Origin of the sequence: Stenotrophomonas sp. ATs4 (assembly GCF_051861585.1) — a bacterium.
Taxonomy (GTDB): Bacteria; Pseudomonadota; Gammaproteobacteria; order Xanthomonadales; family Xanthomonadaceae; genus Stenotrophomonas; species Stenotrophomonas maltophilia_AS.
This window is the reverse complement of sequence record NZ_JBLYPK010000003.1, coordinates 215628-240946: the sequence shown is the minus strand read 5'-3', so window position 1 is coordinate 240946 and position 25319 is coordinate 215628. Positions and strand designations below refer to the sequence as shown.

24 protein-coding genes are annotated in these 25319 nt (G+C 66.7%); 7 read left to right on the top strand and 17 right to left on the bottom strand.

Going from position 1 to position 25319, the window contains the following annotated elements:
• Window positions 1-276: 276 nt before the first annotated feature.
• The 6 genes from phoU to pstS (ABR323_RS07180) form a co-directional block, all read right to left on the bottom strand.
• Window positions 277-984, bottom strand: coding sequence for a phosphate signaling complex protein PhoU (phoU, locus tag ABR323_RS07205; RefSeq protein ID WP_135272915.1), 708 nt, complete (start codon window positions 982-984; stop codon window positions 277-279).
• Window positions 985-1048: 64 nt separating this feature from the next.
• Window positions 1049-1879, bottom strand: a complete 831-nt coding sequence (gene pstB, locus ABR323_RS07200) for a phosphate ABC transporter ATP-binding protein PstB (RefSeq protein ID WP_005408788.1) — start codon at window positions 1877-1879, stop codon at window positions 1049-1051.
• A gap of 19 nt (window positions 1880-1898) precedes the next feature.
• Complete coding sequence (gene pstA / locus ABR323_RS07195; RefSeq protein ID WP_004151398.1) at window positions 1899-2762, bottom strand: phosphate ABC transporter permease PstA; 864 nt, start codon at window positions 2760-2762, stop codon at window positions 1899-1901.
• Window positions 2762-3730, bottom strand: a complete 969-nt coding sequence (pstC, locus tag ABR323_RS07190) for a phosphate ABC transporter permease subunit PstC (RefSeq protein ID WP_135272916.1) — start codon at window positions 3728-3730, stop codon at window positions 2762-2764. Before pstC ends, pstA begins: the two co-directional genes overlap by 1 nt.
• Before the next feature lie 82 nt (window positions 3731-3812).
• Complete coding sequence (gene pstS / locus ABR323_RS07185) at window positions 3813-4898, bottom strand: phosphate ABC transporter substrate-binding protein PstS (protein ID WP_135272917.1); 1086 nt, start codon at window positions 4896-4898, stop codon at window positions 3813-3815.
• Between the two features lie 513 nt (window positions 4899-5411).
• A complete protein-coding gene (gene pstS / locus ABR323_RS07180; protein WP_135272918.1) occupies window positions 5412-6428 on the bottom strand; it encodes a phosphate ABC transporter substrate-binding protein PstS in 1017 nt (338 codons plus the stop codon).
• Window positions 6429-6980: 552 nt separating this feature from the next.
• Between pstS (ABR323_RS07180) and ABR323_RS07175 the strand changes: the two genes are divergently transcribed.
• Entirely contained in the window at window positions 6981-8213 is a 1233-nt protein-coding gene (locus ABR323_RS07175) for a porin (protein WP_135272919.1), read from the top strand.
• Between the two features lie 82 nt (window positions 8214-8295).
• On the opposite strand, the gene nth is transcribed toward ABR323_RS07175, so the two are convergent.
• Genes nth through ABR323_RS07160 form a run of 3 tightly spaced genes read right to left on the bottom strand, consistent with a single transcriptional unit; the run spans window position 8296 to window position 10128 of the window.
• Window positions 8296-8988, bottom strand: a complete 693-nt coding sequence (nth, locus tag ABR323_RS07170) for an endonuclease III (protein WP_439448789.1) — start codon at window positions 8986-8988, stop codon at window positions 8296-8298.
• Window positions 8988-9341: a hypothetical protein gene (locus ABR323_RS07165; protein ID WP_439448788.1), complete on the bottom strand. Its 354-nt coding sequence runs from the start codon at window positions 9339-9341 to the stop codon at window positions 8988-8990. The genes nth and ABR323_RS07165 overlap by 1 nt, the downstream gene beginning before the upstream one ends.
• Before the next feature lie 4 nt (window positions 9342-9345).
• Window positions 9346-10128 carry an enoyl-CoA hydratase/isomerase family protein gene (locus tag ABR323_RS07160; RefSeq protein ID WP_439448787.1) on the bottom strand — a complete coding sequence of 261 codons (783 nt, stop codon included), beginning with the start codon at window positions 10126-10128 and terminating at the stop codon, window positions 9346-9348.
• A 167-nt stretch (window positions 10129-10295) separates the two neighbouring features.
• Here ABR323_RS07160 and ABR323_RS07155 point away from each other — a divergent pair, with 167 nt between their 5' ends.
• The 3 genes from ABR323_RS07155 to ABR323_RS07145 all read left to right on the top strand — a co-directional run bounded on the left by ABR323_RS07155 (window position 10296) and on the right by ABR323_RS07145 (window position 12882).
• Window positions 10296-10997: an FKBP-type peptidyl-prolyl cis-trans isomerase N-terminal domain-containing protein gene (locus ABR323_RS07155; protein WP_100434351.1), complete on the top strand. Its 702-nt coding sequence runs from the start codon at window positions 10296-10298 to the stop codon at window positions 10995-10997.
• A gap of 182 nt (window positions 10998-11179) precedes the next feature.
• On the top strand, window positions 11180-11983 hold the full coding sequence (locus ABR323_RS07150) for a CoA pyrophosphatase (RefSeq protein WP_135272923.1): 804 nt from the start codon (window positions 11180-11182) through the stop codon (window positions 11981-11983).
• The gene (locus tag ABR323_RS07145) at window positions 11980-12882 is read left to right on the top strand and encodes a sulfurtransferase (RefSeq protein WP_439448786.1); all 903 of its coding nucleotides are present in this window, start codon (window positions 11980-11982) and stop codon (window positions 12880-12882) included. Before ABR323_RS07150 ends, ABR323_RS07145 begins: the two co-directional genes overlap by 4 nt.
• A gap of 221 nt (window positions 12883-13103) precedes the next feature.
• Here ABR323_RS07145 and ABR323_RS07140 read toward each other — a convergent pair whose 3' ends face one another.
• On the bottom strand, window positions 13104-13670 hold the full coding sequence (locus tag ABR323_RS07140; RefSeq protein ID WP_439448785.1) for an N-acetylmuramoyl-L-alanine amidase: 567 nt from the start codon (window positions 13668-13670) through the stop codon (window positions 13104-13106).
• Window positions 13671-13742: 72 nt separating this feature from the next.
• Between ABR323_RS07140 and ABR323_RS07135 the strand changes: the two genes are divergently transcribed.
• Together ABR323_RS07135 and rlmKL are read left to right on the top strand one after the other, a co-directional pair.
• Window positions 13743-14270, top strand: a complete 528-nt coding sequence (locus tag ABR323_RS07135) for an alpha/beta hydrolase (RefSeq protein ID WP_019336678.1) — start codon at window positions 13743-13745, stop codon at window positions 14268-14270.
• 142 nt (window positions 14271-14412) lie between these two features.
• Complete coding sequence (gene rlmKL, locus ABR323_RS07130) at window positions 14413-16551, top strand: bifunctional 23S rRNA (guanine(2069)-N(7))-methyltransferase RlmK/23S rRNA (guanine(2445)-N(2))-methyltransferase RlmL (RefSeq protein WP_439448784.1); 2139 nt, start codon at window positions 14413-14415, stop codon at window positions 16549-16551.
• Between the two features lie 143 nt (window positions 16552-16694).
• Here the strand turns inward: rlmKL and ABR323_RS07125 are convergent, their stop codons facing one another.
• The 6 genes from ABR323_RS07125 to ABR323_RS07100 form a co-directional block, all read right to left on the bottom strand.
• Window positions 16695-17024 carry a DUF3325 domain-containing protein gene (locus ABR323_RS07125; protein ID WP_439448783.1) on the bottom strand — a complete coding sequence of 110 codons (330 nt, stop codon included), beginning with the start codon at window positions 17022-17024 and terminating at the stop codon, window positions 16695-16697.
• The gene (locus tag ABR323_RS07120; RefSeq protein ID WP_439448782.1) at window positions 17021-18649 is read right to left on the bottom strand and encodes a PepSY-associated TM helix domain-containing protein; all 1629 of its coding nucleotides are present in this window, start codon (window positions 18647-18649) and stop codon (window positions 17021-17023) included. The genes ABR323_RS07125 and ABR323_RS07120 overlap by 4 nt, the downstream gene beginning before the upstream one ends.
• Window positions 18646-18960: a DUF3649 domain-containing protein gene (locus tag ABR323_RS07115; protein ID WP_439448781.1), complete on the bottom strand. Its 315-nt coding sequence runs from the start codon at window positions 18958-18960 to the stop codon at window positions 18646-18648. The genes ABR323_RS07120 and ABR323_RS07115 overlap by 4 nt, the downstream gene beginning before the upstream one ends.
• Window positions 18961-19203: 243 nt before the next feature.
• Window positions 19204-20490, bottom strand: a complete 1287-nt coding sequence (locus ABR323_RS07110; RefSeq protein WP_439448780.1) for a DUF445 domain-containing protein — start codon at window positions 20488-20490, stop codon at window positions 19204-19206.
• 115 nt (window positions 20491-20605) lie between these two features.
• On the bottom strand, window positions 20606-21484 hold the full coding sequence (locus tag ABR323_RS07105; RefSeq protein WP_439448779.1) for a plasmid replication/partition related protein: 879 nt from the start codon (window positions 21482-21484) through the stop codon (window positions 20606-20608).
• A 63-nt stretch (window positions 21485-21547) separates the two neighbouring features.
• Window positions 21548-22900: an aspartate aminotransferase family protein gene (locus ABR323_RS07100; RefSeq protein WP_439448778.1), complete on the bottom strand. Its 1353-nt coding sequence runs from the start codon at window positions 22898-22900 to the stop codon at window positions 21548-21550.
• Window positions 22901-23004: 104 nt separating this feature from the next.
• Between ABR323_RS07100 and ABR323_RS07095 the strand changes: the two genes are divergently transcribed.
• Window positions 23005-24501 (top strand): aldehyde dehydrogenase, encoded by a 1497-nt coding sequence (locus tag ABR323_RS07095; RefSeq protein ID WP_439448777.1) that lies wholly within the window; start codon window positions 23005-23007, stop codon window positions 24499-24501.
• Window positions 24502-24648: 147 nt separating this feature from the next.
• On the opposite strand, the gene ABR323_RS07090 is transcribed toward ABR323_RS07095, so the two are convergent.
• Entirely contained in the window at window positions 24649-25290 is a 642-nt protein-coding gene (locus ABR323_RS07090) for a hypothetical protein (protein WP_439448776.1), read from the bottom strand.
• Window positions 25291-25319 lie beyond the last annotated feature (29 nt).

Sequence of the window (25319 nt, the reverse complement as noted above, 5' to 3'; positions counted from 1 at the left end):
GGTGGTGTGGGCGGGTGCCCGGGTGGCCGGCAGGGGGCCGGTGGAAACGATGGTGCAGCGATCCTACTCAACGAATCCTCGCCAAGACCTCAAATTTTCGTGAGGTTTGTTACAGAAGGGGAACACGGTTCCCAGGGAATCGCGTGGATCCATCTGCGACCGGCCAGTAGATCCACGCCATGCGTGGATGAACAGCCGGAACGCCCAGAAACAAAAAGGCCGCTGTCACCAGGACAGCGGCCACCTTGGAGTCAACTCCGGTGTTGCAGTGCAGCGTCAGAGTTGTTCGGTGCTGGAGGTCTCATCGCGCTTCTCGCGCGGCGGCAGCGGCTGCTCGCCGTGCACCAGGAACCACACGTTCTCGGCGATGTTGGTGGCGTGGTCACCCACGCGCTCCAGGTTCTTGGCCATGAACAGCAGATGCGTGCACGGGGTGATGTTGCGCGGATCTTCCATCATGTAGGTCAGCAGCTCGCGGAACAGCGCGGTGTACTGCGCGTCCAGGCGGGCGTCGTCCTCGCGCAGTGCCAGCGCGGCTTCGGCGTCGTTGTCGCGATAGGCGGCGATGGCGCGGCGCACCTGCTGTGCGGCCAGACGACCGAGGGCACGCAGGCCCTGGATCTGCGGCAGCGGCGGCACCTTGCCCAGCGCGATCGAGCGCTTGGCCACGTTGGCCGCGTAGTCGCCGATGCGTTCGATGTCGGCCGGGATGCGCAGGCCCGCCAGGATCTCGCGCAGGTCGCGCGCCATCGGGCCGCGCAGCGCCAGGCGCATCACGTCGTGGCTGATCTGCTGCTCAAGCGCATCAATTGCTTCGTCGTTGGCGATGATGCGATGGGCGGCGTTCTCGTCGCGCTTCTCGATCACGTCCATCGCCGCTTCGAGCTGGGCGACGGCCATCTCGCCCATGCGCACGATTTCGGCCACCAGGCGCTGCTGCTCTTCGTCGTAGCTCTTGACGATGTGGTCGTTGGGAAGGTTCATGGTCTGCAATCCGGGTAGAGCCAGGCCATGCCTGGCTGGAACATGTGGCGAAGGGACAGGCCGATCAGCCGAAGCGACCGGTGATGTAGTCCTCGGTCTGCCGCTGCGACGGCTGCGAGAAGATCACTTCGGTGCGGTCGTGCTCGATCAGGTCGCCCAGGTACATGAAGGCGGTGTAGTCGGACACGCGCGCAGCCTGCTGCATGTTGTGGGTGACGATCACGATCGTGTACTCGTGCTTGAGCTCTTCCACCAGCTGCTCGATGCGGCTGGTCGAGATCGGATCCAGTGCCGAGGTCGGCTCGTCCAGCAGCAGCACCGACGGGCGCAGGGCCACGGCACGGGCAATGCACAGACGCTGCTGCTGGCCACCGGACAGGCCCAGCGCGCTCTGGCCCAGCTTGTCCTTCACTTCGTCCCACAGCGCGCCCTGGCGCAGCGCCTGCTCGACGCGGTCGGCCATGTCGGCCTTGCTCAGCTTCTCGTGGTGGCGGATGCCGTAGGCCACGTTCTCGAAGATGGTCATCGGGAACGGCACCGGCTTCTGGAACACCATGCCGACCTTGCTGCGCAGGCGGTTCATCGGGTACTTCGGCGACAGGATGTTCTCACCGTCCAGCAGTACTTCGCCACGCGCTTCCAGCTTCGGGTACAGCGCGTAGATGCGGTTGAAGATGCGCAGCAGCGTGGACTTGCCGCAACCGGAGGGACCGATCAGCGCGGTCACGCGCTTTTCCGGGATCTCCAGGTTGATGCCCTTCAGGGCGTGGAACTTGTCGTAGTAGAAGTCCAGTCCACGCGCAGCCAGCTTCACCGGCGACGGCGTGTGCAGGCTCTCGTGCGAGGACGGCACGGCGATGCGCTGCATCGGCACGGCGTTGGAAAGGTCGTTCATGGCGTTATCCACGGAAAGGTCAGTCATGGGAGATACGGTTGCGCAGCAGGATGCCGCGGGCGGCAAGGCTGACCAGCAACACGAAGACAGTCAGCACCAGGGCACCGGCCCAGGCCAGCACCTGCCAGGATTCATACGGGCTGCCTGCGAACTGGTTCATCACCACCGGCACCGAGGCCATCGGCTGGAAGATGTTGTTGTTCCAGTACTGGTTGCCGAAGGCGGTGAACAGCAGCGGCGCGGTTTCGCCCGAGATGCGGGCCAGCGCCAGCAGGATGCCGGTGATGATGCCGGCCGAGGCACTGCGGTACAGCACCTGCACGATCACCTTCCACTGCGGGATACCCAGCGACAGGGCCGCTTCGCGCATCTGCGAAGGCACCAGGCGCAGCATCTCGTCGGTGGTGCGCACCACCACCGGCAGCACGATGAAGGCCAGCGACAGGGCACCGGCGAAGGCCGAGAAGTTGCCGCCGGTCTGCATCACGTACAGGGTGTAGACGAACAGGCCGAGCACGATCGACGGCGCCGACAGCAGGATGTCGTTGACGAAGCGGACCACGGTGCCGGCCTTGCGGGCGTTGCCGTACTCGGCCAGCCAGGTGCCGGCCAGCACGCCCAGCGGGGTGCCGATGCCGATCGCCAGCGCACACATCACCGCGCTGCCGAAGAAGGCGTTGGCCAGACCGCCTTCCTGCATCGGCGGCGGCGTCATCTTGGTGAACAGATCCAGGTTGATGCCGGCCAGACCCTTGGAGGCCAGGGTGAACAGGATCCAGCCCAGGAAGAACAGACCGAACAGGGCGGTGGCGCAGGACGCGGCGATGGCGATGACATTGCCGATGCGGCGGCGCAGGTACAGCGAATCAGCGGTGCTGGACATCAGTTGCCCTCCTTGCGGGACAGGCGCATCAGCATCAGGCGGGCGATGGCCAGCACCACGAAGGTGACGATGAAGAGGACGAAGCCGAGCAGCAGCAGGGCCGAGCGGTAGGTTTCAGTGGCTTCGCCGAAATCGTTGGCGATCAGCGCGGCGATGGTGGTGCCCGGCTCCAGCAGCGACGGCGACAGGCGCACGCTGTTGCCGATCACGAAGGCCACGGCCATGGTTTCGCCCAGCGCACGGCCGAGGCCGAGGAAGACGCCGCCGATGACGGCCGAGCGGGTGTAAGGCAGGACAATGTCCCAGCTCACTTCCCACTTGGTGGAGCCCAGCGCGTAGGCCGATTCCTTCAGGCGGGTCGGCACGGTCAGGAACACTTCGCGCATCACCGAGGAGATGAAGGGAATGACCATGATGGCCAGCACGAAACCGGCGGTGAGCATGCCGATACCCAGCGGCGGGCCCTGGAACAGCGGGCCGATGATCGGCATCTCGCCCAGGGTTTCGTTGAGGAACGGGGTGACGTACTCGGTCATCACCGGCACCAGCACGAACAGGCCCCACATGCCGTAGATGATCGAGGGAATGCCGGCCAGCAGTTCGATGGCGGTACCGACCGGGCCACGCAGCCAGCGCGGCGCGACTTCGGTGAGGAAGAAGGCGATGCCGAAGCTGACCGGCACCGCGATGACCATTGCGATGGCGGCAGTGACCAGGGTGCCGTAGATCGGGGCGAGGGCACCGAACTTGTTTTCGACCGGATTCCAGTCGGCGGAGAAGAAGAAGCTGAGGCCCTGCATCTGCAGGGCATGGCGGCCGCCCCACAGCATCGACAACGCGGCGCAGGCCAGCGCGATGAGGACGAAGATGACGGTGCCGACCAGCACCCATCGGAACAGTTTGTCGTTGCGGGCATCACGCGCATCGCGCGTGGACGGGGCGGCTACAGGCTGGGCGATGGCATTCATGGGGACGGCAGGGCCAGGAAGGGGCGGGGCGGCACGGCGTGGAAGAGACGGTGCCCGCGCGGGGCGGGCACCGTCATGTCCGTCACTTCAGGTCGGTCGCCCAGTAGGCTTCGATCTGCTTGACCAGCTCGGCCGGCAGCGGCACGTAGTGCAGCTCGTTGGCCTGGGTCTGGCCGTTCTCGAAGGCCCACTTGAAGAAGGCCAGGGTGTCCTGGTTGCGCTTGGCATCCTTCGGCGTCTTCTGCATCAGCATGAAGTTGGTGGCGGTGATCGGCCACGCCTGCTCGCCCGGGGCGTTGGTGATGACCAGGTTGAAGTCCTTGGCGCTGGCCCAGTCGGCGCTGGCGGCCGCGGCGGCGAAGGTTTCCGCGCTCGGCTCGACCCAGTTGCCGGCCGCGTTCTGCATGGCCGCGTACGGCATGCCGTTCTGCAGCGCGTAGGCCAGTTCGACGTAGCCGATGGAGCCCTTGATCTGCTTCACATAGGACGCAACGCCTTCGTTGCCCTTGCCACCGACGCCGTCCGGCCACTGCACCGAGGTGCCTTCGCCGACCTTGGTCTTCCACTCCGGGCTGACCTTGGACAGGTAGTTGGAGAAGTTGAAGGTGGTGCCCGAACCGTCCGAACGGTGGACCAGGGTGATCTTGCCTTCCGGCAGCTTCACGCCCGGGTTGGCGGCGACGATGGCCGGGTCGTTCCAGGTCTTGACCTTGCCCAGGAAGATGTCCGCCAGCAGGGCGCCGCTCAGGCGCAGCTTGCCGGTTTCCAGGCCTTCAATGTTGACCACCGGGACCACACCGCCGATGGCGGACGGGAACTGGGCCAGGCCGGCCTGGGCCAGCTCTTCGCTGCTCAGCGGCTTGTCGGACGAACCGAAGTCGACGGTGCCGGCCTTGATCTGGGCGATGCCGCCGCCGGAACCGATCGACTGGTAGTTGATCTTGGCGCCGGTGCTGGCGTTGTAGTCAGCCGACCACTTGGACACCAGCGGGAAGATGAAGGAAGCGCCGGCACCGGACACTTCTGCGCTCACCTTGGCACCAGCGGCCGGGGCAGCGGCACCGTCGGCAGCCGGCTGCTGCGCAGCCTGCTTGTCGCCACCGCAGGCAGACAGGCCCAGGGCGATGGCCAGGGAAAGGGCGGCAAGGCTGGCCGAGTGCAGTTTCATGGTCACTCCATAGCGGGGTAGAGCCGACGGCGTCGGCGGATGCGGCTATGAAATGATGTTTTTGTTACAGCCGTATTACGACCATGACAGAGGTGTCCTGGATCACGTTCTGACAAGGGTTTCACAGGGTTGGTCCGGATCCAGAAGGCCCCCGGAGACCCCGGATCTGCGCACCGGTAGGACGGTCGGGGCTCTACAAACGCTCTTGCCTTTGCTCCTGCCTTTCATGACCCCACCGCGCCCCCGATGAACTGTCGAGAGGCGGTGGGCCAGGGCGTGCAGGACCGTCCACGGCATGGATGCCGTGGCCGAGCCCCCAAGGACGGGTTTACGGCGTGTCCTGCACGCCCTGGCTCACCGACTCCCCCACGGATCAGCGAAGGCGCAAACGCTCTTCACGATCAACCCCCAAAAACAAGAAGAGCGCGAGATCTCGAGGATCTCGCGCCCGGGGTGGGATCGGCGGGGGAGAGAGGACCCGCCGATCCCGTTCCTGCGGGGGAACGCGCTTGCTTACTTCAGGTTCTGCGTCCAGTAGGTCTCGATCTGGCGGACCAGGCTGTCCGGCAGCGGCACGTAGTCCAGCTGGCGGGCCTGGGCATCGCCGCTCTTGTAGACCCAGCGGAAGAACTCCTGGGTGGCCTTGCCGTTGGCAGCGTTCTTCGGCTTCTTGTGCACCAGGATGAAGTTGGTGGCGGTGATCGGCCAGGACTCGGCGCCCGGGGCGTTGGTCATCACCAGGTAGAAGTCCTTGGCGCTGGCCCAGTCGGCGCTGGCGGCAGCGGCAGCGAACGAGGTGTCGCTCGGCTGCACGAAGCGGCCGGCAGCGTTCTTCATCGCGGTGTACGACAGCTTGTTCTGCAGCGCGTAGGACAGTTCGACGTAGCCGATACCGCCCTTGATCTGCTTCACGTAGGCAGCAACGCCTTCATTGCCCTTGCCGCCGATGCCGGCCGGCCACTGGACCGAGGTGCCTTCGCCGACCGAGCTCTTCCACTCCGGGCTGACCTTGGACAGGTAGTTGACGAAGTTGAAGGTGGTGCCCGAACCATCCGAACGGTGCACGACGGTGATCTTGGCGCTCGGCAGGGTCACGCCCGGGTTCAGCGCGGCGATGGCCGGGTCGTTCCAGGTCTTGATCTTGCCCAGGAAGATGTTGGCCAGCACAGCACCGTCCAGCTTCAGCGCGCCCGGGGCGATGCCGGCCACGTTGACCACCGGCACCACGCCGCCGATCACCGACGGGAACTGGGCCAGGCCCGCAGCCGCCAGTTCTTCCGGCTTCAGCGGAGCATCGGAGGAGCCGAAATCAACGGTCTTGGCCTTGATCTGCGCAATGCCGCCGCCGGAACCGATCGACTGGTAGTTGACCTTGTTGCTGGTGGCGGCGTTGTAGTCGGCCGACCACTTCGACATCACCGGGTAGATGAACGAGGCGCCCGCGCCGGTGATTTCAGCGGCGTTGGCGGCGAACACGGACGACGCTGCGAAGACGGCAACGGCAACGCGCGACTTGAAGGCGTGGATCACGGGGTGGCTCCTGGGTTGATTGGAATGCGGGGTTACCCGCCCGGCGCACATTCCATAACGGTTCGATGACAGCGCAGGGACCGTTGTATGACGCAACCGTTACAGCGCTGCCCGGCGCCCGCACAGCAGGGGTGTGAAGGTTCTGCGCGCCGCGGGCAACGTGATGGCCAATGCGCCGGAGACGGACATGAGCCGGTTGCGCTCACGTTCTATATGTCGCTGATGACCTGTCCGCTGTGGTCGTCAATGCCGTCCGGGTCTGGCATTCCGCAGTGATGCCGTGTCATCCACACGAAACCAGCGATGCCGGTGACGGCCGAGCGGCGACCGGCCCGCGCCTGGACGCTGATACGGCACGCCCTATGCCGCAAGGGATCGACAGGGATGTAGCGGCAAATGAGTCGTACGCATGACCGCACGAAGAAATCTGTGGTTGGTGCTCAAGTTGTCATTCGGCTGTCATGGTTTTAACGGAATGTTCGCAAAACGCTTGACCGGCCTGCCGGCGTGGCGTTCTGCCCAAGCCATTCCAACCCTCTGGAGAAATCCAAAATGCGTTCCCATTTGCTCGCCGCCGCGGTCGTTGCAAGCCTCGGTCTGGTTTCCGCCGACGCCTTCGCAGCCCCCGCCAGCTCGGGCGTATCCCAGGCACAGCTGCAGCAGCTGCAGGCACAGATCGCTGCGCTGCAGGCCCAGGTCCAGCAGTTGCAGAACGATTCGCAGGCGCTGCAGGCGCAGTCCGATGCGCAGTCCGAAGTGAACATCACCCAGGCCCAGGCCCTGGAAGGTGCGCAGAAGACCCAGACCAGCGTCGACAAGCTGGCCAAGCTGGTCAATGACAACAAGATCGGCGGTCGCATGTTCTTCGACCTGACCAACATCGACAAGACCAGCAACGGCAAGGACACCGCCGCCAGCGGCAACGGTCTGGACGTCAAGCGCTTCTACCTGACCGTCGACCACAAGTTCAACGACATCTGGTCGGCGAACCTGACCACCGACTTCCAGTACAGCTCGGCCATCGGCAACACCGAACTGTTCGTCAAGAAGGCCTACGTGCAGGGCAGCTTCGACCCGGCCTTCAACCTGCGCGTCGGTGCTGCCGACATGCCGTGGATCCCGTACGTCGAGAAGTTCTACGGCATGCGCTATGTCGAGAACACCCTGACCGACCGCCTGAAGTACGGCAACTCGTCCGACTGGGGCCTGCATGGCTTCGGCAACCTGGGCAACAACTTCAACTACGCGGTCTCGGTCGTGTCCGGCGCCGGTTACAAGAACCCGACCCGCAGCAAGGGCATGGACGTGGAAGGCCGCGCGGCCTATACCCCGAACGAAAACTTCGTGGTTGCCGTCGGTGGCTACAGCGGCAAGCTGGGCAAGGAAACCGACATCCAGAGCGCCGAGAACACTTACACCCGCGCCAATGCGATGGTGGCCTACGCCAGCAGCGACTTCCGCGTCGGTGGCGAGTACTTCCAGGCCAAGAACCTCAACAACGTGATGACCGTTGCCACCGACAAGACCAGTGGCTGGTCGGTGTGGGGTAGCGTGCGCGTCACCGACGGCGGCATCAACGTGTTCGGTCGTTACGATGACACCGACGTCAGCAAGACGCTGGACCCGACCCTGAGCGACAAGTACTGGAACGTCGGCGTCGAGTTCCCGGTCATGAAGAACCTCAAGCTGTCGACCGTGTACAAGTACACGCACCTGGCCAACGCCGGCGACAAGAAGAACGACAAGACCAAGGAATTCGGCGTCTGGGGCGACCTGTCGTTCTGATGACCTGAAGCACCACGTGTTTGCGAACGAAGACGGCGGGCCTTGTGCCCGCCGTCTTTGTTTTGTCACACCACCAGCGTGGTCACGCCTCGGCCGTGGTTTTTTCCTTGAACCGGCACAGGTCGGCGATCACGCAGCCCGGGCAATCCGGTTTGCGCGCCTTGCATACATAACGTCCGTGCAGGATCAGCCAGTGGTGCGCGTCGAGCAGGAACTCGGCCGGAATCACCTTCACCAGCTTGTCTTCCACTTCGCGCACGTTCTTGCCCGGGGCCAGGCCGGTGCGGTTGGATACGCGGAAGATGTGCGTGTCCACCGCCATCACCGGCTCACCGAAGGCGGTGTTGAGCACCACGTTGGCGGTCTTGCGGCCCACGCCCGGCAGCGCTTCCAGTTCATCGCGATCGCGTGGCACTTCACCGCCATGCTTCTCCAGCAGGATCGCGCAGGTGGCGATCACGTTCTTCGCTTTGGCGTTGAACAGGCCGATGGTGGCGATGTATTGCTTCAGTCCGTCTTCGCCGAGTGCAAGGATCTTCGCCGGCGTGTTGGCCACCGGGAACAGGCGGCGGGTGGCCTTGTTGACGCCGACGTCGGTGGCCTGCGCGGACAGCGCCACCGCCACCAGCAGCTCGAACGGCGAGCTGTACTCCAGTTCGGTCTTGGGGTGCGGGTTGAGTTCGCGCAGGCGGGTGAACATTTCCACCACGTCGGCGCGGGGCATCACGCCGCCACGGCGCGCCGGTGCGCGCGCGGTTTTCTTCGCAGTGGCCATTACTGTTCCTTGCCGGTTGCGCGGGCCTTGGCCCGGGCGAGAATGGCGGCCGCTGCAGCGGGCAGGGCGGGTTTCACGTCCGGCGCCGGGGCCGGCGTGCGCCGCGCGTCGCGCTCGGCCTCGCGTCGCGCCAGCCGCACGGCACGGGTGCGGTAGCGTTCGCGTGCGGCCCAGGCCGTATGCAATTGCTGCTGCGCCTGCTGCAGGCGTTGCGGAAGGTCGGGGTGGCCGGGCACCCGCTGCGCGTCCGCATCGCTGGCGATGTAGTCCATCAGGCCCGCCTGCAGGGCGCCATCGAGATCGTCTGCCTGGACCCGGGCGAACAGCTGCGCGGGGTTGGGTCGGGAAGCCATGGCGTCAGCGGTTCTGGAAAGCCGGCGGGCGGCGCTGCAGGAATGCGCTGGTCCCTTCGCGCATGTCTTCAGTGGCAAACAGCAGGCCGAACTGCGCGCTTTCGTACTCCAGCCCTGCTTCCAGGCTGCACTCGCCGCCGACGTGCACCGCGTCGAGCAGGCCGCGCAGGGCCAGCGGCGCCGAGCGTGCCAACTGGCGGGCAACGTCCTGCACGCGGTTGTCCAGTTCGGCGGCGGGCACCACCTCGTTGACGATGCCCAGTGCCAGTGCACGCGCGGCGTCGATCGGCGCCCCCAGCAGGCACAGCTCCAGAGTGGCGGCGCGGCCGCACAGGCGCAGCAGGCGCTGGCTGCCACCGAAGCCGGGAATCAGGCCGAGGTTGATTTCCGGCTGGCCGACCTTGGCGGTATCGGCGGCGATGCGCAGGTGGCAGGCCATCGCCAGCTCCAGGCCACCGCCCAGCGCAAATCCGTTCACGCGCGCGATCACCGGCTTGGGCATGCGCTCGATCTGGCGCATCAGGGCTTGGCCGAGCAGGGAGAAATCACGTCCCTGAACCGCGCTGAGTGTGTTCATTTCCGCGATGTCGGCGCCGGCCACGAAGGCCTTCGGGCCGGCGCCGGTCAGCACCACCACGCGCACCGCCGGGTCGGCTGCGGCTGCGTTGAACGCCTCGGCCAGGGCCTGCAGGGTCGCGGCATTCAAGGCGTTGAGCTTGTCCGGGCGCTGGACGGTCACGGTGCGGATGGCGCCGTCATCGGCGACAGCGATCAGGGCATCTGACACGGGGAAACTCCAGAAACGTTAAAAAATAGTGATATTGAACTCTGCAAACGCAGACGGGTCATAGCCTGCATCGTGAGTAGCGGTTACACGTTGCGCCCGTTATCCTAACCCGTCGCCTCAGGGCGGCGCAGAACGTCCCTGAGTTACCACCCCTGGAGATCTGTTTGATGAAGTTGCGTTCTATCGCGGTCGCCGTCGCGGCCCTGGCCCTGACGGGCAATGCCTTCGCCCAGGACATCGCGTCCGAGAAGGGCAAGCTGAGTTATTACTTCGGTTACGACTACGGCAACAACCTGGCGGAGCTGACCGGTCGCGGTGAGCAGCTGGACATCAACTCGGTGGTGAAGGGCCTGCAGGACGCCTACGCCAAGAAGCAGCCGGCCATTACCGCCGACCAGCTGAAGCCGGCCGTTGAAGCGTTCCAGAAGCGTGAGCAGGGCCGTGCCCAGGCTGCCAAGGCCGAGTACGAAAAGGCGGCTGCCGAAAACAAGACCAAGAGCGATCAGTTCATCGCGGCGAACAAGGCCAAGGCCGGCGTGCAGTCCCTGCCGAGCGGCGTCCAGTACCGCGTGGTCGAAGCCGGCAAGGGCGCCAAGCCGACCCAGGCCAGCACCGTGCAGCTGGAAGTGGCCGGTCCGTTCCCGTACGGCCAGCGCCCGACCGAAGCCCGCCCGGCCCAGCAGATTCCGTCGATCAAGGTCAGCGAAGTCGAAATGAAGGCCATGCGCGAGACCCTGCTGCAGATGCCGGCAGGCTCGAAGTGGGAAGTCACCCTGCCGCCGGACCAGGCCTACGGTGCCGACCCGCGTACCCCGTTCCCGCCGAACGTGGCTGTGCAGTTCGAGATCAAGCTGGTCAGCGTCAAGTAAATCGAAGCAGCAAACCAAACGCGCCGGTGACCCCACCGGCGCGTTTTTGTTTGCGCAGAACGCGACCTGTAGTGCCGGGCCATGCTCTGCGAACGCACGCAGCGCGATGCAACGTGACACGCGCCGCATCTTGACCGCGCGCAAATTAAGCCCGTTCGCGCTACTGTTGCCGAGTGCAAACAATGGAAGAAACGGCGCGTGTTGTCGCAAGTCCCTGCATCGGCGTGTGCAAGCTGGATCCAGACCGGCAGTGCACCGGCTGCGGGCGGCATCTCGATGAAATCGCACGGTGGTCGTCGATGAGCAACGACGAACGCAGTCGCATCCTGCATCGCGTGCAACCCTTGCGCGAACAACTGCAGCACTCACTGCGCGGCTCACTGGCCGACCACGAACGCCTGATGCGCGCGCTGCATCCGCTGGCCGATCCACCCGCCGGCGATGGCTGGAACCGCAGCGAGCTGATCGACCTGCTGCCGCCGGGACCGCCGGTGGAAGCCGCCGTACTGGCCGGCATCGTGCCCCGCGCCAACGGCGCACAGGTGATCCTGACCCGTCGCACCGAAACCCTGCGCACCCATGGTGGCCAGGTCGGGTTTCCCGGCGGGCGCACCGAACCCGACGACCGTGATGCACTGGCGGCGGCATTGCGCGAGAGCCAGGAAGAGATCGCGCTGGCGCCCGGCCAGGTGCAGGCGCTGGGCTATCTCGATCCGTTCGTGACCATCACCGGTTACCGGGTCACCCCGGTGGTGGCAGTGGTCGATCCGGATTTCGTGCCGGTGCCGCAACCCAGCGAAGTGGCCGAAGTGTTTGAAGTACCGCTGGACTACCTGATGGCCGCAGACAACCTGCGTCAGGTCGAAATCAATCATCGCGGCCGCGTCCGCCACGTCCTCGAGTACGGCTGGCCCGGCCAGCGTATCTGGGGCGCGACCGCCGCCATTCTCTACAACCTGCGTCGCCGCCTGGAGCAAGTGCAATGAAGCCGATCGATCCGCCGTGGACCACGCTCGTCGATGTCGCCAGCCTGGCCGCAGTTCTGGGCGAAGGTGTGCGTGTGGTCGATGCGCGTGCCACCGCCAGCACCGCCGTGCGTGTGGTTGATGCACGTTCCTCGCTGGCCGATCCGCAGGCGGGCAGCGGCCAGTATCTGGCAGGGCATGTTCCGGGCGCGGTGTATGCCGACCTCAATCGGGACCTGTCGGATCTGACCCGTAGCGGCCACGGCCGCCATCCGCTGCCGGACAGCGATGCCTTTGCAGAGACGCTCGGCCAGTGGGGCATCGGTCCCGACACCCAGGTGGTGGTGTACGACGGCAGCGACGGCAGCATGGCCGCCTCGCGGCTGTGGTGGCTGCTGCGCCTGATCGGGCACAGCAAGGTGGCCGTGCTTGATGGTGGCATCGCCGCCTGGCAGGCCGCGGGCCATCCGTTGGCGGCCGGGCAGAACATGGTTGTCCCGTTGCCGGCCTACCCGGGTCGTTTCGACACCAACCAGATTGCCAGTGCCGATGAAATCACCGCTCGCCTGAAGCACGCGCCGGGTTGGCTGGTTGACGCACGCGCCGGTGAACGCTTCCGTGGCGAAGTGGAACCGCTGGATCCGGTCGCCGGTCATGTACCCGGTGCGATCAACCGTCCATTCGCCCTGAACGTAGCCGACGGCCGCCTGCGCGATGCACAGGAACTGCGCGCCGAACTGCAGGGCGTGATCGGCAACCGTGATCCGCAGCAGGTGGTGTTGATGTGCGGCTCCGGCGTAACCGCCTGCCACCTGCTGCTGGCGATGGAAGCGGCCGGCCTGTCCGGCGCCCGCATCTATGCCGATTCGTGGAGTGGCTGGGTCAGCGACAGCAGCCGCCCGGTGGCGGTCGGCGCCTGAGAAGCGCGGGGTCGGATCCGTTTCCCGACGGGAAACGGCTCTGACCCCATCGAGCGTAAATCGGGGTCAGAGCCCGTTGCGTTGCAACGGGATCCGACCCCGTGTCGACCAACGGTCGACACCCACCAACAGCAGCAGGGACCCACCCCGCCATTCCTCGGAATGCCAGCTCTTGACGTTGACGTTGCCTCTGCAGGTGCAGGGCGCAGCCCTGCCGACCCTTACTCAACTGACTGCAGCGGCACCTTCGCCAGGATCCGCGCCCACGGGAACAACGACCCCGGATCACGCTTGCGCGCCACCAGCAGCGCCGGGTCGTCACTGGCCGCTACCTGTTCCAGGTCAAGCTGGTCATGCCCGGCAATCCGCCGCAGCGACGGGTAGTGCGCCACCAGCGCCAGCAGCAGCTGCTCCAAGGCCTGCAGCTGCGCCTCGGTGTACGGCTCGTCCATGGCCTGATGGCGGCTGTCGAGCCAGTGCGGATAGCGGCCGGTGTTGACCAGCTCGATGCCCAGCGTGTGGGCGTTCATGCCGCGCACGTGGTGGGCCACACGCTCCGGTGCCACGTACTGCACCACGCTGCCATCGCGGTCGATGTAGAAGTGGCCGCTGTTGCCGGCACCGCTGTCATACAGCACGCGTTCGCCGTACTCACGGGCCATCGCCAGATCGGGCAGCTCGGTGCAGTGGATCACCACCATCTCCAGCGTGGCCGGGTCGCGCAGCGGCAGGCGGTCTTGGTAGGGCAGGGGCTGCAGCTGCAGGCCGGGCAGGAGCGGGTTGGGCATCTGGCGATGCTAGCATTGCGGCATGAACCTGCCTCCTCTTTCGCCGCCGACCCGCTCCCACGGAGCGCGCGCATGAGCCGCGGCCACTGCATCCTGTCCCACGGTTTCGAGAGCGGCCCGGAGGCGACCAAGGTCACCGCGCTGGCCGACGTGGCGCAGCGCCTGGGCTGGACCCACGAGCGCCCGGACTACACCGACCTCGACGCGATGAGCGAGGTCAGCCGGGTGGGTGACGTGCGCACCCGGCTGCAGCGCCTGGTGGAACGCACCGCCATCGCCGCCCAACAGGGCCCGGTCGTGCTGGCCGGTTCCAGCCTGGGTGCCTACATCTCCGCCATCGCCTCGCTGCAGGTGCCGGTGGCCGGCCTGTTCCTGATGGTGCCACCGACCACCATGGGCCCGATGCCAGCACTGGATGCCGCGGCGGTGCCCACCACCGTGGTGCAGGCCTGGCATGACGACGTGGTGCCGGCCGCCGGGGTCATCGCCTGGGCACAGGCGCGCTCGGCACAGCTGCTGCTGGTGGACGATGGCCACCGCCTGGAACACCATGTGGAGGCCTCTGCGCAGGCCTTCGAGCGCCTGCTGCGCCAGCTGTGAAGCCCGGGCGTACAGCGCGCCCGCCCGCATTGACTACAATGGCAGCCCCGCCGCCCCGGCGCGGGCCTGCCGGCCGTGTCCACGGCCCTCCCTTTGAATGGCCCGGCTCCCCGCCGTGCCTGACCACCTGTGAATCGATCCCGTGAAATTTTTTGTCTCCTGCGCCAAGGGCCTGGAATACCTGCTTGCCGATGAGCTGTCGGCCCTGGGCCTGGAAAAGGCCACTGCCACCATTGCCGGCGTCAACGCCGAGGGCGAACTGGAGCAGGCGCTGCGGATCGTGATGTGGTCGCGCCTGGCCAGCCGCGTGCTGTGGCCGATCGACGAATTCGAGTGCCCGGACGAGCAGGCCCTGTATGACGGCGTGCGTGCGCTGCCGTGGCACGAGCACATCAAGCCGGAAATGACCCTGGCGGTAGATGCGCACGTGTCCGGCGACAAGATCACCCATGCGCGCTTTGCCGCGCAGCGGATCAAGGATGCCATCGTCGATCGCATGCGCGATGAAGGCCTGGAACGTCCTTCGGTGAACACCGATCTGCCCGATGTGCGCGTCAACCTGTCGCTGCGCAAGGGCCGCGCCTCGTTGTCGATCGACCTCGGCGGTGGCCCGCTGCATCGCCGTGGCTGGCGTGGCGCCGCCCACGAGGCACCGCTGAAGGAAAACCTGGCCGCCGCGCTGCTGCTGCGCGCACAGTGGCCGCGCCTGCACGCCGCCGGTGGTGGCCTGCTGGACCCGATGTGCGGCAGCGGTACGTTGTTGATCGAAGGCGCGCTGATGGCGGCCGACGTCGCCCCGGGTTTGATGCGCCATGGCAGTCTGCCGCCGAGCCGCTGGCTGGGCTTCGACAAGGCGGCCTGGAAGGCGATCCAGACCGAAGCACGTGACCGTGAGGCCGCTGGCTTGGCCGCGCTGAAGCCGGTCATCCACGGCAGCGACATCGACCCGACCGCGATCCAGGCGGCACGCGAGAATGCTGAAGTGGCCGGTGTCGCCCACGCGATCCGCTTCACCCGCGCCGATGTGGCCGACCTGACCGCGCCGGAGCAGGAGATCGGTGCAGTGGTCTGCAATCCGCCGTACGACGAGCGCCTGGCCGCCGACCCGGCGCTGTACCGCGCGCTGGGCAAGGCCCTGCAGAAGGCCGTGCCGCAGTGGCGCGCCAGCCTGCTGTGCGGCGACGACGAGCTGGCGTTCGCCACTGGCCTTCGCGCCGGCAAGAAGTACCAGATGTTCAACGGTGCGCTGGAATGCGCGCTGATCGTCTGCGACCCGATCGCCGTGCCGGGCCGCGACCCGGCACAGCCGCGCGAGCTGAGCGAGGGCGCGCAGATGGTGGCCAACCGCCTGCGCAAGAACCTGAAGAAGTTCAAGAGCTGGCGTGCCCGCGAGGACATCACCTGCTTCCGTGCCTACGACGCCGACCTGCCGGAATACGCGGCCGCCATCGACGTCTACGAGGAAGATGGTGGCAAGCGCCGTACCTTCCTGCACGTGCAGGAATATGCCGCGCCGGCCGCGATTCCCGAGAACGATGTGCGCCGCCGCCGCAACGAACTGCTGGCCGCCGCACGTGAAGTATTCGGCGTGCCGCCGGAACAGGTGTCGATGAAGTCGCGCGAGCGCGGCAAGGGCGGCAGCAAGTACGGCCGCTTCGAACAGCGTGACGAGTTCATCGTGGTGCGCGAGAACAATGCGCTGCTGCAGGTGAACCTGTTCGATTACCTCGATACCGGCCTGTTCCTGGATCACCGACCGCTGCGCCGGATGATGGCCGAGCAGGTGCGTGGCAAGCGCTTCCTCAACCTGTTCTGCTATACCGGCGTGGCCAGCGTGCAGGCTGCCGTGGCGGGTGCGGCCAGCACCACCAGCGTCGACCTGTCGGCGACTTACCTGCAGTGGTGCTACGACAACCTGGCGCTGAACGGGCAGGGTGGCAACCAGCATCTGCTGGTGCAGGCCGATGCGATGGCCTGGCTTGAAGGCGACCGTGGCCAGTACGACGTGATCTTCTGCGATCCGCCGACGTTCTCCAATTCGGCCCGCGCCGATGACTTCGACGTGCAGCGCGAGCAGCTCAAGCTGCTGCGTGCAGCGGTGGCGCGGCTGGCACCGGGCGGCGTGCTGTATTTCTCCAACAACTTCCGTCGCTTCAAGCTGGAAGAGAACGCCATAGCCGAATTCGCCCAGTGCCGCGAGATCACCGCGCGCACGATCGGCCCGGATTTCGAGCGCAACGCGCGCATCCACCGTGCGTGGGAGTTGAAGCGGTTGGGTTGATCCCAGCCAAGCGGGATGCCGGCCAGCGGCCGGCACTACCCCGTCTGACCAGTAGATCCACGCCATGCGTGGATGGTTGTCCAGTAGATCCACGCCATGCGTGGATAGTTGTTCAGTAGATCCACGCCATGCGTGGATGGCGGTTACAGCACCGCCACCAGCAGCCCCAGCACCGGCAGCGAGACCGCCAGCGGCGCGATCCACCTCGGCCGGTACGGGTACAGCCCGAACGACAGCACCACGCCGCCCACGGTCATCACGCCCAGCCACAGCACCGGGCCCAGTGCCCAGCCGTGGTCGACCACGCACAACGCGAACGCCACCGTCAGCAGGGCCCAACCCAGCACCCGCCATTGCGTGCGCCGTGCCGGCGCTGCCGCCGCCTTGCCGTGCAGGTCGTGCTGGTGCTTCTCCATCGCCAGCGACAACGCGGTGAACGCGGAGAATGACAGGGTCAATGCCAGCAGCATCATGCGCTGGCCTCCGCTTCGGTGGTTTCCGCCAGGGCCTTGGGGGCAGCTGCGGCTGCCGCACGCTTCTTCTTCTCGGCCGCAGACAGTGGTGGCGTCCAGCGCTGCATGCGCCAGCCGCACAACGCCAGCATCGCGCCGAAGGCGATCATCGACAGATCGAAGCCAGCCAGCACCCAGTCGCCGTTGCGCAGCGTGACACCCAGATGCGCATGCGTGGTCAGTGCATTGACCACTGGCACCAGCGCAAACGCGGCCGCGCCCACGTACAGCTGCCACGCCCACATCACCCGCTTCGGCCAGACGAAGGCGGCCAGCAGCGCGCCGCCCCAGGCGTAGAAGAACACGTTGGCCTCGGCGCTGGAGCGTTCGGCGATGTCCAGCGGCAGCAGGCGGTTGCCCCAGAAGTAGGCGGCAAAGGCAATCGGCAGGCCAGCCACGGTGCCGATGTTCAGCGCATCGACCAGGCGCAGGCCGAAGCCGATGCGGCCACTCTTGGCATGCTTCGGGCGTTCCTTCACTGCCCACAGCACCACGCCGCTGGCGACCATCAGGCAGCCGACCAGGCCGGACAGGAAGAACAGGGCACGCAGGCCCCAGTCGGCGAAGCGTGCCAGGTGCAGGCCATACAGCACGCCACGGGTGGCGGTCGCGCCGCCAGACGGCGGTGTTTCTTCCAGCAACGTGCCGTTGACCATGTCGTAGCGCACCGCCGGGGTGTCGGTGGACAGGCGCTTGCCGTCGCGCTGGCGGATGTCGATCACCGCATTGGCCGCGCCCGGGTTGGAGACGGTGAAGCCGGCCACTTCCACGCCGTGCCAGTGCACACGCGCGCTGTCCAGCAACTGCGCGATCGGCAGTGGCACCGCGCGACCTTCAGCGGGCGCGGTGACTTCAGGCATGCCTCCGAAGGCCTCGCTGTAGAACGCATCCTCATCCTGCGGGTAAGCCACCTTCACCCCCCACGGCAGGTACATGATCATCAACGTGACGATGCCGGTGTAGGTGATCATCGCGTGGTAGGGCAGGGCCATCACCGCGCTGACGTTGTGGAAATCGAGCCAGGAGCGCAGGCCCTTGTCCTTGCGGAAGGTGAAGAAGTCCTTGAAGATTTTCTTGTGGGTGATGACGCCGGTGATGATCGCCACCAGCATGAACATCGCGCAGAAGCCAACCAGATAGCGCGCCCACAGCACCGGAATGTAGTGCAGGTCGAAATGCAGGCGGTAGAAGAATTCACCGCCGCGGGTCTCGCGGGCCTTCAGGGCCTGGCCGGTGTTGGGGTCAAGCGTGGCATCGCCGAAGCCACCACGACGGCCACGGCTGGGGTCGGCCAGTTCCGGCGGCAGCCGCCAGAACATCTGCATGGCCGGGTTGCGCGGCTGCGGCAGGGTGACGAACCAGTTCTCGGCCTGCGCGGCATTGGCCTGCAGGTAGTCCACCGCACGCTGCGCGGCAACGTCGATGCTGACGTTGCTGGACGGCAGTTCCGGACGCATCCAGCGGCTGATTTCCTCGCGGTAGTAGCTGGCAGTGCCGGCCATGAAGATCAGCAGCAGCAGCCAACCGACCAGCAGGCCGGTCCAGGTGTGCAGCCAGGCCATTGACTGGCGGAATCCATTCTTCATGCCCAGGCCCCCAGCAGGCGCGCGATGGCTGCCATCAGCAGGGTGGGGGCGAGGATGCCGACCCAGGCGCGCAGTGCGCTGCGGGTGGCGAACGCCCACAGTGCCGCGCAGGCGGCCACCAGGATTGCCAGCAGCATGCCGGTCAGCACGGTCTGGCCACGCGCACCGGGCAGGGCTACTGCGCAGAACACGCTGGTCATCGCGGCCAGCGCGTAGCCGCCGAAGATCGCGGCCAGCGAGCGCGAAAGTACGCCCCAGCGCGGGTTGGAGAAAAAGGTGCGGGGGCTGGCGGTTGCGGGCGAGCGGTCCACGGAGGTCCTGCAGGTTGGAGAAGGGATGGAACGCGTCCGCGGCCCCTTGCGCCCTGCGCATGTTGCCCAGCGTGTCCCATCGACGAGGCACGGCCCGCGCAGACGGGCAGCCCAGAGGTCGGGGATGTACACGGGCGATCGGCACGTTCTCCGTGCCGCTTGGCTAAGCGCACAACCGATCAGTAAATGATAGGCATTCGCATTTTATGAATCAAGTCTGACAGTGCTGACGGCGTCGTCGGCCTAGAACCTGAACACCACCGTCGCCGCGTGCAGCAGCAAGCCGATCAGGCCGCCCACCAGGGTGCCGTTGAAGCGGATGAACTGCAGATCGCGACCCACGCTCAGTTCCAGCTGCTCCACCAGATGCCGCTCGTCCCAACTCTTCACGGTCTGGGCGATATGCGTGGTCACGCCTTCGCGCAGGCGGCCAGTCAGACGCTGCGCGCCCTCCAGCAGGTGCTGGTTGAGCGCATCGCGCAGGGCCGGGTCGGCCTGCAGGCTGCTACCCAGCGAGGCCAGGCTGCGCTGCAGATGGCCGACCAGCGCCGAATCCTCACGCTGCAGGTCGCTGCGCAGGCTGGCGTGGATGCGCGCCCACAGACCCTGCACGTAGTCCTGCAGGGCCGGGTGGTCGATCATTTCCTGCTTGAGCTGTTCAATGCGTTCGGCCAGCGCCGGATCCTCGCGCAGGCGCTGCACATAGTTCTGCAGCCAGCTTTCGTAGTCCTGGCGCAGCGGATGCTGCGGCTCGGCCAGCACCTGCTGCAGTTCTTCCAGCACCGCCCGCGCCAGGCGCTCGGCCAGGCTGTCGCCGATCTCGTCGATCGGTTTGACCCAGTTCACCGTGCTCGACAACGTCGGCCATTCGCGCTGGATGTAACGCACGATCAGCTGCGAGGCGCGCTCCTTCACTTCCGGCTGTTCCAGCCAGCGCCCCAGCCGCTGCAGGCCCTCGTCCAGCACGCGCTGGTGGCGCCCATCGGCGGTCAGCAGGGCCAGCAGCTCACCTGCAGTGGAGGCGGCATTCCACTGCCGCAGCTGCTGCACCACGAAGGCATGCAGCTGTCGCCGCACGGCGGTTTCGTCGAAGAAGTCCAGCGCCTGCAGGGCCCAGCCGCGCGCCATGTCGGCCAGCATCCGTGAACGTGCCGGGTCGGCCAGCCAGCTGCCGAGACGGCTGGCGGGGTCGAACACCTGCAGTTTGGCCAGCAGCACCTGCGGCTCCAAGAACTGGTCGCGCACGAACAAGGCCAGGCTGTCGCCGATGCGTTCCTTGCTGCGCGGGATGATCGCGGTGTGCGGGATCGGCAGCCCCATCGGCCGCCGGAACAGGGCAACGACTGCGAACCAGTCGGCCAGTGCGCCCACGGCTGCTGCTTCGCAGAAGGCCGAGACCCAGGCCCAGATGCCGCGCTCGCCCTGCCAGTGGCTGACCGCGAAACCGGCCAGCATCAACAGCAACAGGCCCAACGCGAGGGCTTTCAGGCGCCGCAGTTGTGCGCGGCGCGGATCGTGGGCAGGCGTCATGCCAGAAGTCTACCTGCCAGCGGATGATGCCGACGCATCGGTAGCGCCGGACCATGCCCGGCGGCTTCTCATGGCCCGCTGTGCTCGCCGGGCACGGCCCGGCGCTACCCACGCGTTACAGGGCTTCCAGCTGCTTGCGCAGTGCGGCCAGCTGCGCGCGCAGGGTGTCGTTCTCGCGGGTCAGCGCGACCACGCGGCGGCGCAGTGCCGGTGCGTCCTCGCCCAGCTGCTCCAGTGCCGACAGCACTTCGGCGTCGCGGCTGGCGATCTCGTCCTCATCCGGTTCCTCGAAGTCCATCTCGGCCGCTTCCGGCTTCGGTGCGCGCGGCTTGCGCTTGGAATCACGCACGCGCTTGGCGGCCTGCTTCAGCTCGTCCTTGCCACCGGCGGCGGCGGCGCGCTGCTCGTCTTCCGGCAGGTCGGCCACGGCGGCGGCGGCGCTGATCGAGATCACGCCGGCCTTCACCGCTTCCACCACCTCGGCCGCAGCCTGGGCGTGGATGCGCTCGATCATGCCGACCTGGCTGGTGCTCAGCTTGGCTTCGCGGGCCAGCTCGGCGCGGCTGATCTTCGGCGCCGGTTCCCACGGCGGGCTGTCCTCACCGGCGTCCTCGGCGACGTCGGCGGTGCCATCGCTCTCGCGCTGCAGCTGCGCCTGCTCCACCTGCTTGCGGGCCGCCAGGATGTCGCGCTTGCGCAGTGCCAGCACGCCGCGCTGGAAATCGGACACGCTGCGGCGGCCCAGGTGCTGCTCGATCATCCACAGGTGCACGTCTTCCATGCTCTGGAAGCGGGTGTTCTGCACCGTGTTGAACGTCAGGCCGTGCTTCTGGCAGATGCCGAAGCGGTTGTGGCCATCGACCAGCACATCGCCCCACAGCACCAGCGCATCGCGGCACCCTTCGGCCAGGATGCTGCGCTCCAGCGCGTCGTGTTCGTCCGCAGTCAGCGGGTCGATGTAGGCCTTGAGTTCTTCTTTGACGACGATATCCATGGGCACGGCAACGAGCAGGAGCGGAACCAACCATTGTACCCGCTCGACGCCGCCGGTCCGGGCTCAGGCGGTGGCCCGGATCATCTCGCCCAGGGTGCCGGTGATCTGGTCGATCTGTGCCTTGTCTACGATCAGCGGCGGCGACAGCGCGATGATATCGCCGGTACAGCGCACCAGCAGCTGGCCGTCGTGGAAGCAGCGCCGGAACACCTCGTAGCCACGGCTGCCGGGAGCATCGCGGCGCGGTGCCAGCTCGACCGCACCGACCAACCCGAAGTTGCGGATGTCGATCACGTTGGGCAGGCCCTGCAGCGCATGCAGCCGTTCCTGCCAGTAGTCGCCCAGCTCGATGGCACGCTCGAACAGGCGTTCCTCGGCGTAGACGTCCAACGTCGCCAGCGCTGCGGCGCAGGCCAGCGGATGGCCGGAATGGGTGTAGCCATGGAACAGCTCGATGGCCTGCGGCGGCGCCTGCATCAGGCCCGCGTGCACGGCATCGCCCACCAGCACGCCGCCCAGTGGCACCGCGCCGTTGCTGACCGCCTTGGCGAAGGTCAGCAGGTCCGGGGTGACCCCGAAGCGTTGCGCAGCGAACGGCATGCCGACTCGGCCGAAGCCGGTGATGACCTCGTCGAACACCAACAGGATGCCGTGCTGGTCGCACAGCTCGCGCAGGCGCTGCAGGTAGCCTGGCGCGGGCAGGATCACCCCGGCGGAACCGGCAATGGGTTCGACGAACACCGCTGCGATGGTGGAGGCGTCGTGCAGCGCGATCAGCCGTTCCAGGTCGTCGGCCAACTCCGCGCCCTGGCGTGGCAGGCCCTTGCTGAACGCATTGCGCTGCAGGTCCAGGGTGTGCCGCAGGTAGTCCACGCCGCCCAGCTGCAGGCCGAACGGCTTGCGGTTGTTGGGCAGCCCACCCAGCGCCATGCCGCCGAAGCCGACCCCGTGGTACGCCTTCTCGCGGCTGATGAAACGGGTGCGCTGGCCCTCGCCGCGCTGGCGGTGGTAGGCCAGCACGATCTTCATCGCGGTATCCACCGCCTCGGAACCGGAGCTGGTGAAGAACACATGGTTCAGTGGGCCCGGCGCCAGCGCGGCCAGTCGCTGCGCCAGTGCGAATGCCGGCGGTGAGCCCATCTGGAAGGCCGGCGAATAGTCGAGCGTGCGTGCCTGCTCGACGATGGCCTCGACGATGCGCGGGCGGGCGTGGCCGGCGTTGCAGCACCACAGGCCGGCGGTGCCGTCGAGGATCTGGCGGCCATCGACGTCCTCGTAGTGCATGCCTTCAGCGCGTACCAGCATGCGCGGCGCGGCCTTGTACTGGCGGTTGGCGGTGAACGGCATCCAATACGCGTCCAGTGACTCGGGGCGCTGGGTGGCCAGGTCGTGCAGGTCGCTTTCGGGACGCTTCATGCCAGCTCCATCGGGTCCGATGCGATGAATGTAGCGCAGCCGCGTCACGGCGGAGTCGCGGCGGTCCCGGTATAACCAAGGCTCGTTGAATGTTGGAGCCACCCATGGCCGATTTCCCCCACCGCAGCCACTGGCAGGCGCTGGCCCTCCAGCTGTCGATGCCCGGCCAGGCCTTCATCGATGGCCGCTATGTCGATGCCGCCAGCGGCGCCCGCTTCGACTGCATCAGCCCGATCGATGGTCGCGTGCTGGGGGCGGTCGCCGACTGCGACGCGCAGGACGTCGAGCGCGCGGTGCGGGCGGCGCGGCGTGCCTTCGAGGCCGGCCACTGGTCGCAGGCCAGTCCGGCCCATCGCAAGCGCGTGCTGCTGGCGCTGGCGGCATTGGTCGAAGCGAACGCCGATGAGCTGGCCCTGCTGGAAACCCTGGACATGGGCAAGCCGGTACGTGACGCGCGGCGCATCGACCTGCCCGGCGTGGTGCGCTGCCTGACCTGGACCGCGGAAGCCGTGGACAAGCTTTACGGTGAGATCGCACCCACGGGTCCGCACGAACTTGGCCTGGTCACACGCGAGGCCGCTGGCGTGGTGGCCGCCATCGTGCCGTGGAATTTCCCGCTGCTGATGGCGTGCTGGAAGATCGCACCGGCGCTGGCGATGGGCAATTCGGTGGTGCTCAAGCCTTCTGAGCGATCGCCCTTGAGCGCGCTGCGGCTGGCAGCACTCGCTGCCGAAGCGGGGTTGCCGGACGGCGTTCTGAACGTGCTGCCGGGTCACGGTGCGCGCGTTGGTGAACCGCTGGCCCTGCACATGGACGTGGACGTGCTGGCCTTCACCGGTTCCACCGCCACCGGCGCGAAGCTGCTGGAGTATTCCGGGCGATCCAACCTCAAGCGGGTCTGGCTGGAATGCGGTGGCAAGAGCCCGCATGTGGTGTTCGCCGATGCGCCCGACCTCGACGCGGCCGCCAAGGCCGTGGCACAGGGCATCTTCTTCAATCAGGGCGAAGTCTGTACCGCGGGCTCGCGACTGCTGGTACAGCGTTCGATCCGCGAGGACTTCGTGCACCAGGTAATCGCCTACGGCCAGCGCATGCAACCACGGCACCCGCTGGAGGCGGATGCGCCGATGGGCGCACTGGTGGATGCCGCGCACGTGGACAAGGTGCTGGCCGATATCGCGCGGGCCGAAGGCGAGGGCGCCCGCCTGTTGCTGGGTGGTCGTCGCGCCGAGGTGGAGGCAGGTGGTTGCTACGTGCAACCCACCGTGTTCGACCAGGTGCGGCCCGATCACGCACTGGCACGTGAGGAGGTGTTCGGGCCGGTACTGGCCGTACTTGGTTTCGACGACGAAGCCGAAGCGGTGCGCCTGGCCAATGACAGCCGCTACGGCCTGGCCGCGGGCCTGTGGACGCGCGATCTCGGCCGCGCCCACCGTGTCGCGCGCCAGCTGCGCGCTGGCAGCGTATGGGTGAACGGCTGGGATGGTGGCGACATGACCGCACCGTTTGGTGGTTACAAGCAGTCCGGCAATGGGCGGGACAAGTCATTGCATGCGTTCGACAAGTACAGCGAGATCAAGGCCACCTGGATCCAGTTGTAACTACGCGCTTTCTGGACAACTTCGCGCTGTATCGTAGAGCCGAGCCATGCTCGGCTGCTCTTCGGGAGAAGCAGCCGAGCATGGCTCGGCTCTACAGAAGAGCGAAGCGCACCCGAGCATAGGCTCGGCTCCACAAAGGCGCGGCCACTAACGGCAGCGGGCACTCACCTGCAGCACTGCTGCACGCAGCACGTCGCGATCGGCTTCTTCGACCGCGTTCTGGAAATAGTCCATGTCCTGCCGACCCAGCTCGCACGGGTCGACCATGTACCCGGGCGGCCACAAGCCCAGCAGCTGCGCCACCCCATGCACGATCTGCTCGGGGCTCATCTGCCGACGGATGCGGAAGTAATTGCGGCGCGGCGCGAATGCAGGGTGCACCTCGCGGCGACCGATCAGACGGGGCGCGACGCCCGCTGCGCTGATGCCGTCGCCGCCGTCGATGCTGCCCGCAGGCAGATCCAGCACCAGTGGCACCGTTGCAGGCGGCTCCTCCGCGGTGGGCCTGCTGGCATGGGTAGGCGAAAGCAGGGTCGGACGTGGCGCTGTTGATGCGGCTGGACGCGCCACCGATGCGGAGGGCGGCGCCGGGTGTGGTTGAACCGCCACGGGTTGCTCCGGCGGCAACCAATGCAATGAAATCCTGGCACCGTCGTCGCTACGCAGCGTGATCCTGCCACTGCCCAGCAGCCAAAGTGCCATCAACCCATGCACCAGCAGCACCACCAGCCACGCCGCCATGCGCGGCAGCTTCGACGAATTGGACCACGACAACGTGACTGCAGCCATCGGCAAAGCATCCATGCAGGGACCGGTGG

What these genes read in the sequence shown, in the direction of transcription:
- phoU (WP_135272915.1), bottom strand. Translation starts at nt 984, where the DNA reads ATGAACCTTCCCAACGACCACATCGTCAAGAGCTACGACGAAGAGCAG.
- pstB (WP_005408788.1), bottom strand. Translation starts at nt 1,879, where the DNA reads ATGAACGACCTTTCCAACGCCGTGCCGATGCAGCGCATCGCCGTGCCG.
- pstA (WP_004151398.1), bottom strand. Translation starts at nt 2,762, where the DNA reads ATGTCCAGCACCGCTGATTCGCTGTACCTGCGCCGCCGCATCGGCAAT.
- pstC (WP_135272916.1), bottom strand. Translation starts at nt 3,730, where the DNA reads ATGAATGCCATCGCCCAGCCTGTAGCCGCCCCGTCCACGCGCGATGCG.
- pstS (WP_135272917.1), bottom strand. Translation starts at nt 4,898, where the DNA reads ATGAAACTGCACTCGGCCAGCCTTGCCGCCCTTTCCCTGGCCATCGCC.
- ABR323_RS07175 (WP_135272919.1), top strand. Translation starts at nt 6,981, where the DNA reads ATGCGTTCCCATTTGCTCGCCGCCGCGGTCGTTGCAAGCCTCGGTCTG.
- nth (WP_439448789.1), bottom strand. Translation starts at nt 8,988, where the DNA reads ATGGCCACTGCGAAGAAAACCGCGCGCGCACCGGCGCGCCGTGGCGGC.
- ABR323_RS07165 (WP_439448788.1), bottom strand. Translation starts at nt 9,341, where the DNA reads ATGGCTTCCCGACCCAACCCCGCGCAGCTGTTCGCCCGGGTCCAGGCA.
- ABR323_RS07155 (WP_100434351.1), top strand. Translation starts at nt 10,296, where the DNA reads ATGAAGTTGCGTTCTATCGCGGTCGCCGTCGCGGCCCTGGCCCTGACG.
- ABR323_RS07150 (WP_135272923.1), top strand. Translation starts at nt 11,180, where the DNA reads ATGGAAGAAACGGCGCGTGTTGTCGCAAGTCCCTGCATCGGCGTGTGC.
- ABR323_RS07145 (WP_439448786.1), top strand. Translation starts at nt 11,980, where the DNA reads ATGAAGCCGATCGATCCGCCGTGGACCACGCTCGTCGATGTCGCCAGC.
- ABR323_RS07140 (WP_439448785.1), bottom strand. Translation starts at nt 13,670, where the DNA reads ATGCCCAACCCGCTCCTGCCCGGCCTGCAGCTGCAGCCCCTGCCCTAC.
- ABR323_RS07135 (WP_019336678.1), top strand. Translation starts at nt 13,743, where the DNA reads ATGAGCCGCGGCCACTGCATCCTGTCCCACGGTTTCGAGAGCGGCCCG.
- ABR323_RS07125 (WP_439448783.1), bottom strand. Translation starts at nt 17,024, where the DNA reads ATGATGCTGCTGGCATTGACCCTGTCATTCTCCGCGTTCACCGCGTTG.
- ABR323_RS07120 (WP_439448782.1), bottom strand. Translation starts at nt 18,649, where the DNA reads ATGAAGAATGGATTCCGCCAGTCAATGGCCTGGCTGCACACCTGGACC.
- ABR323_RS07110 (WP_439448780.1), bottom strand. Translation starts at nt 20,490, where the DNA reads ATGACGCCTGCCCACGATCCGCGCCGCGCACAACTGCGGCGCCTGAAA.
- ABR323_RS07105 (WP_439448779.1), bottom strand. Translation starts at nt 21,484, where the DNA reads ATGGATATCGTCGTCAAAGAAGAACTCAAGGCCTACATCGACCCGCTG.
- ABR323_RS07100 (WP_439448778.1), bottom strand. Translation starts at nt 22,900, where the DNA reads ATGAAGCGTCCCGAAAGCGACCTGCACGACCTGGCCACCCAGCGCCCC.
- ABR323_RS07095 (WP_439448777.1), top strand. Translation starts at nt 23,005, where the DNA reads ATGGCCGATTTCCCCCACCGCAGCCACTGGCAGGCGCTGGCCCTCCAG.
- ABR323_RS07090 (WP_439448776.1), bottom strand. Translation starts at nt 25,290, where the DNA reads ATGGCTGCAGTCACGTTGTCGTGGTCCAATTCGTCGAAGCTGCCGCGC.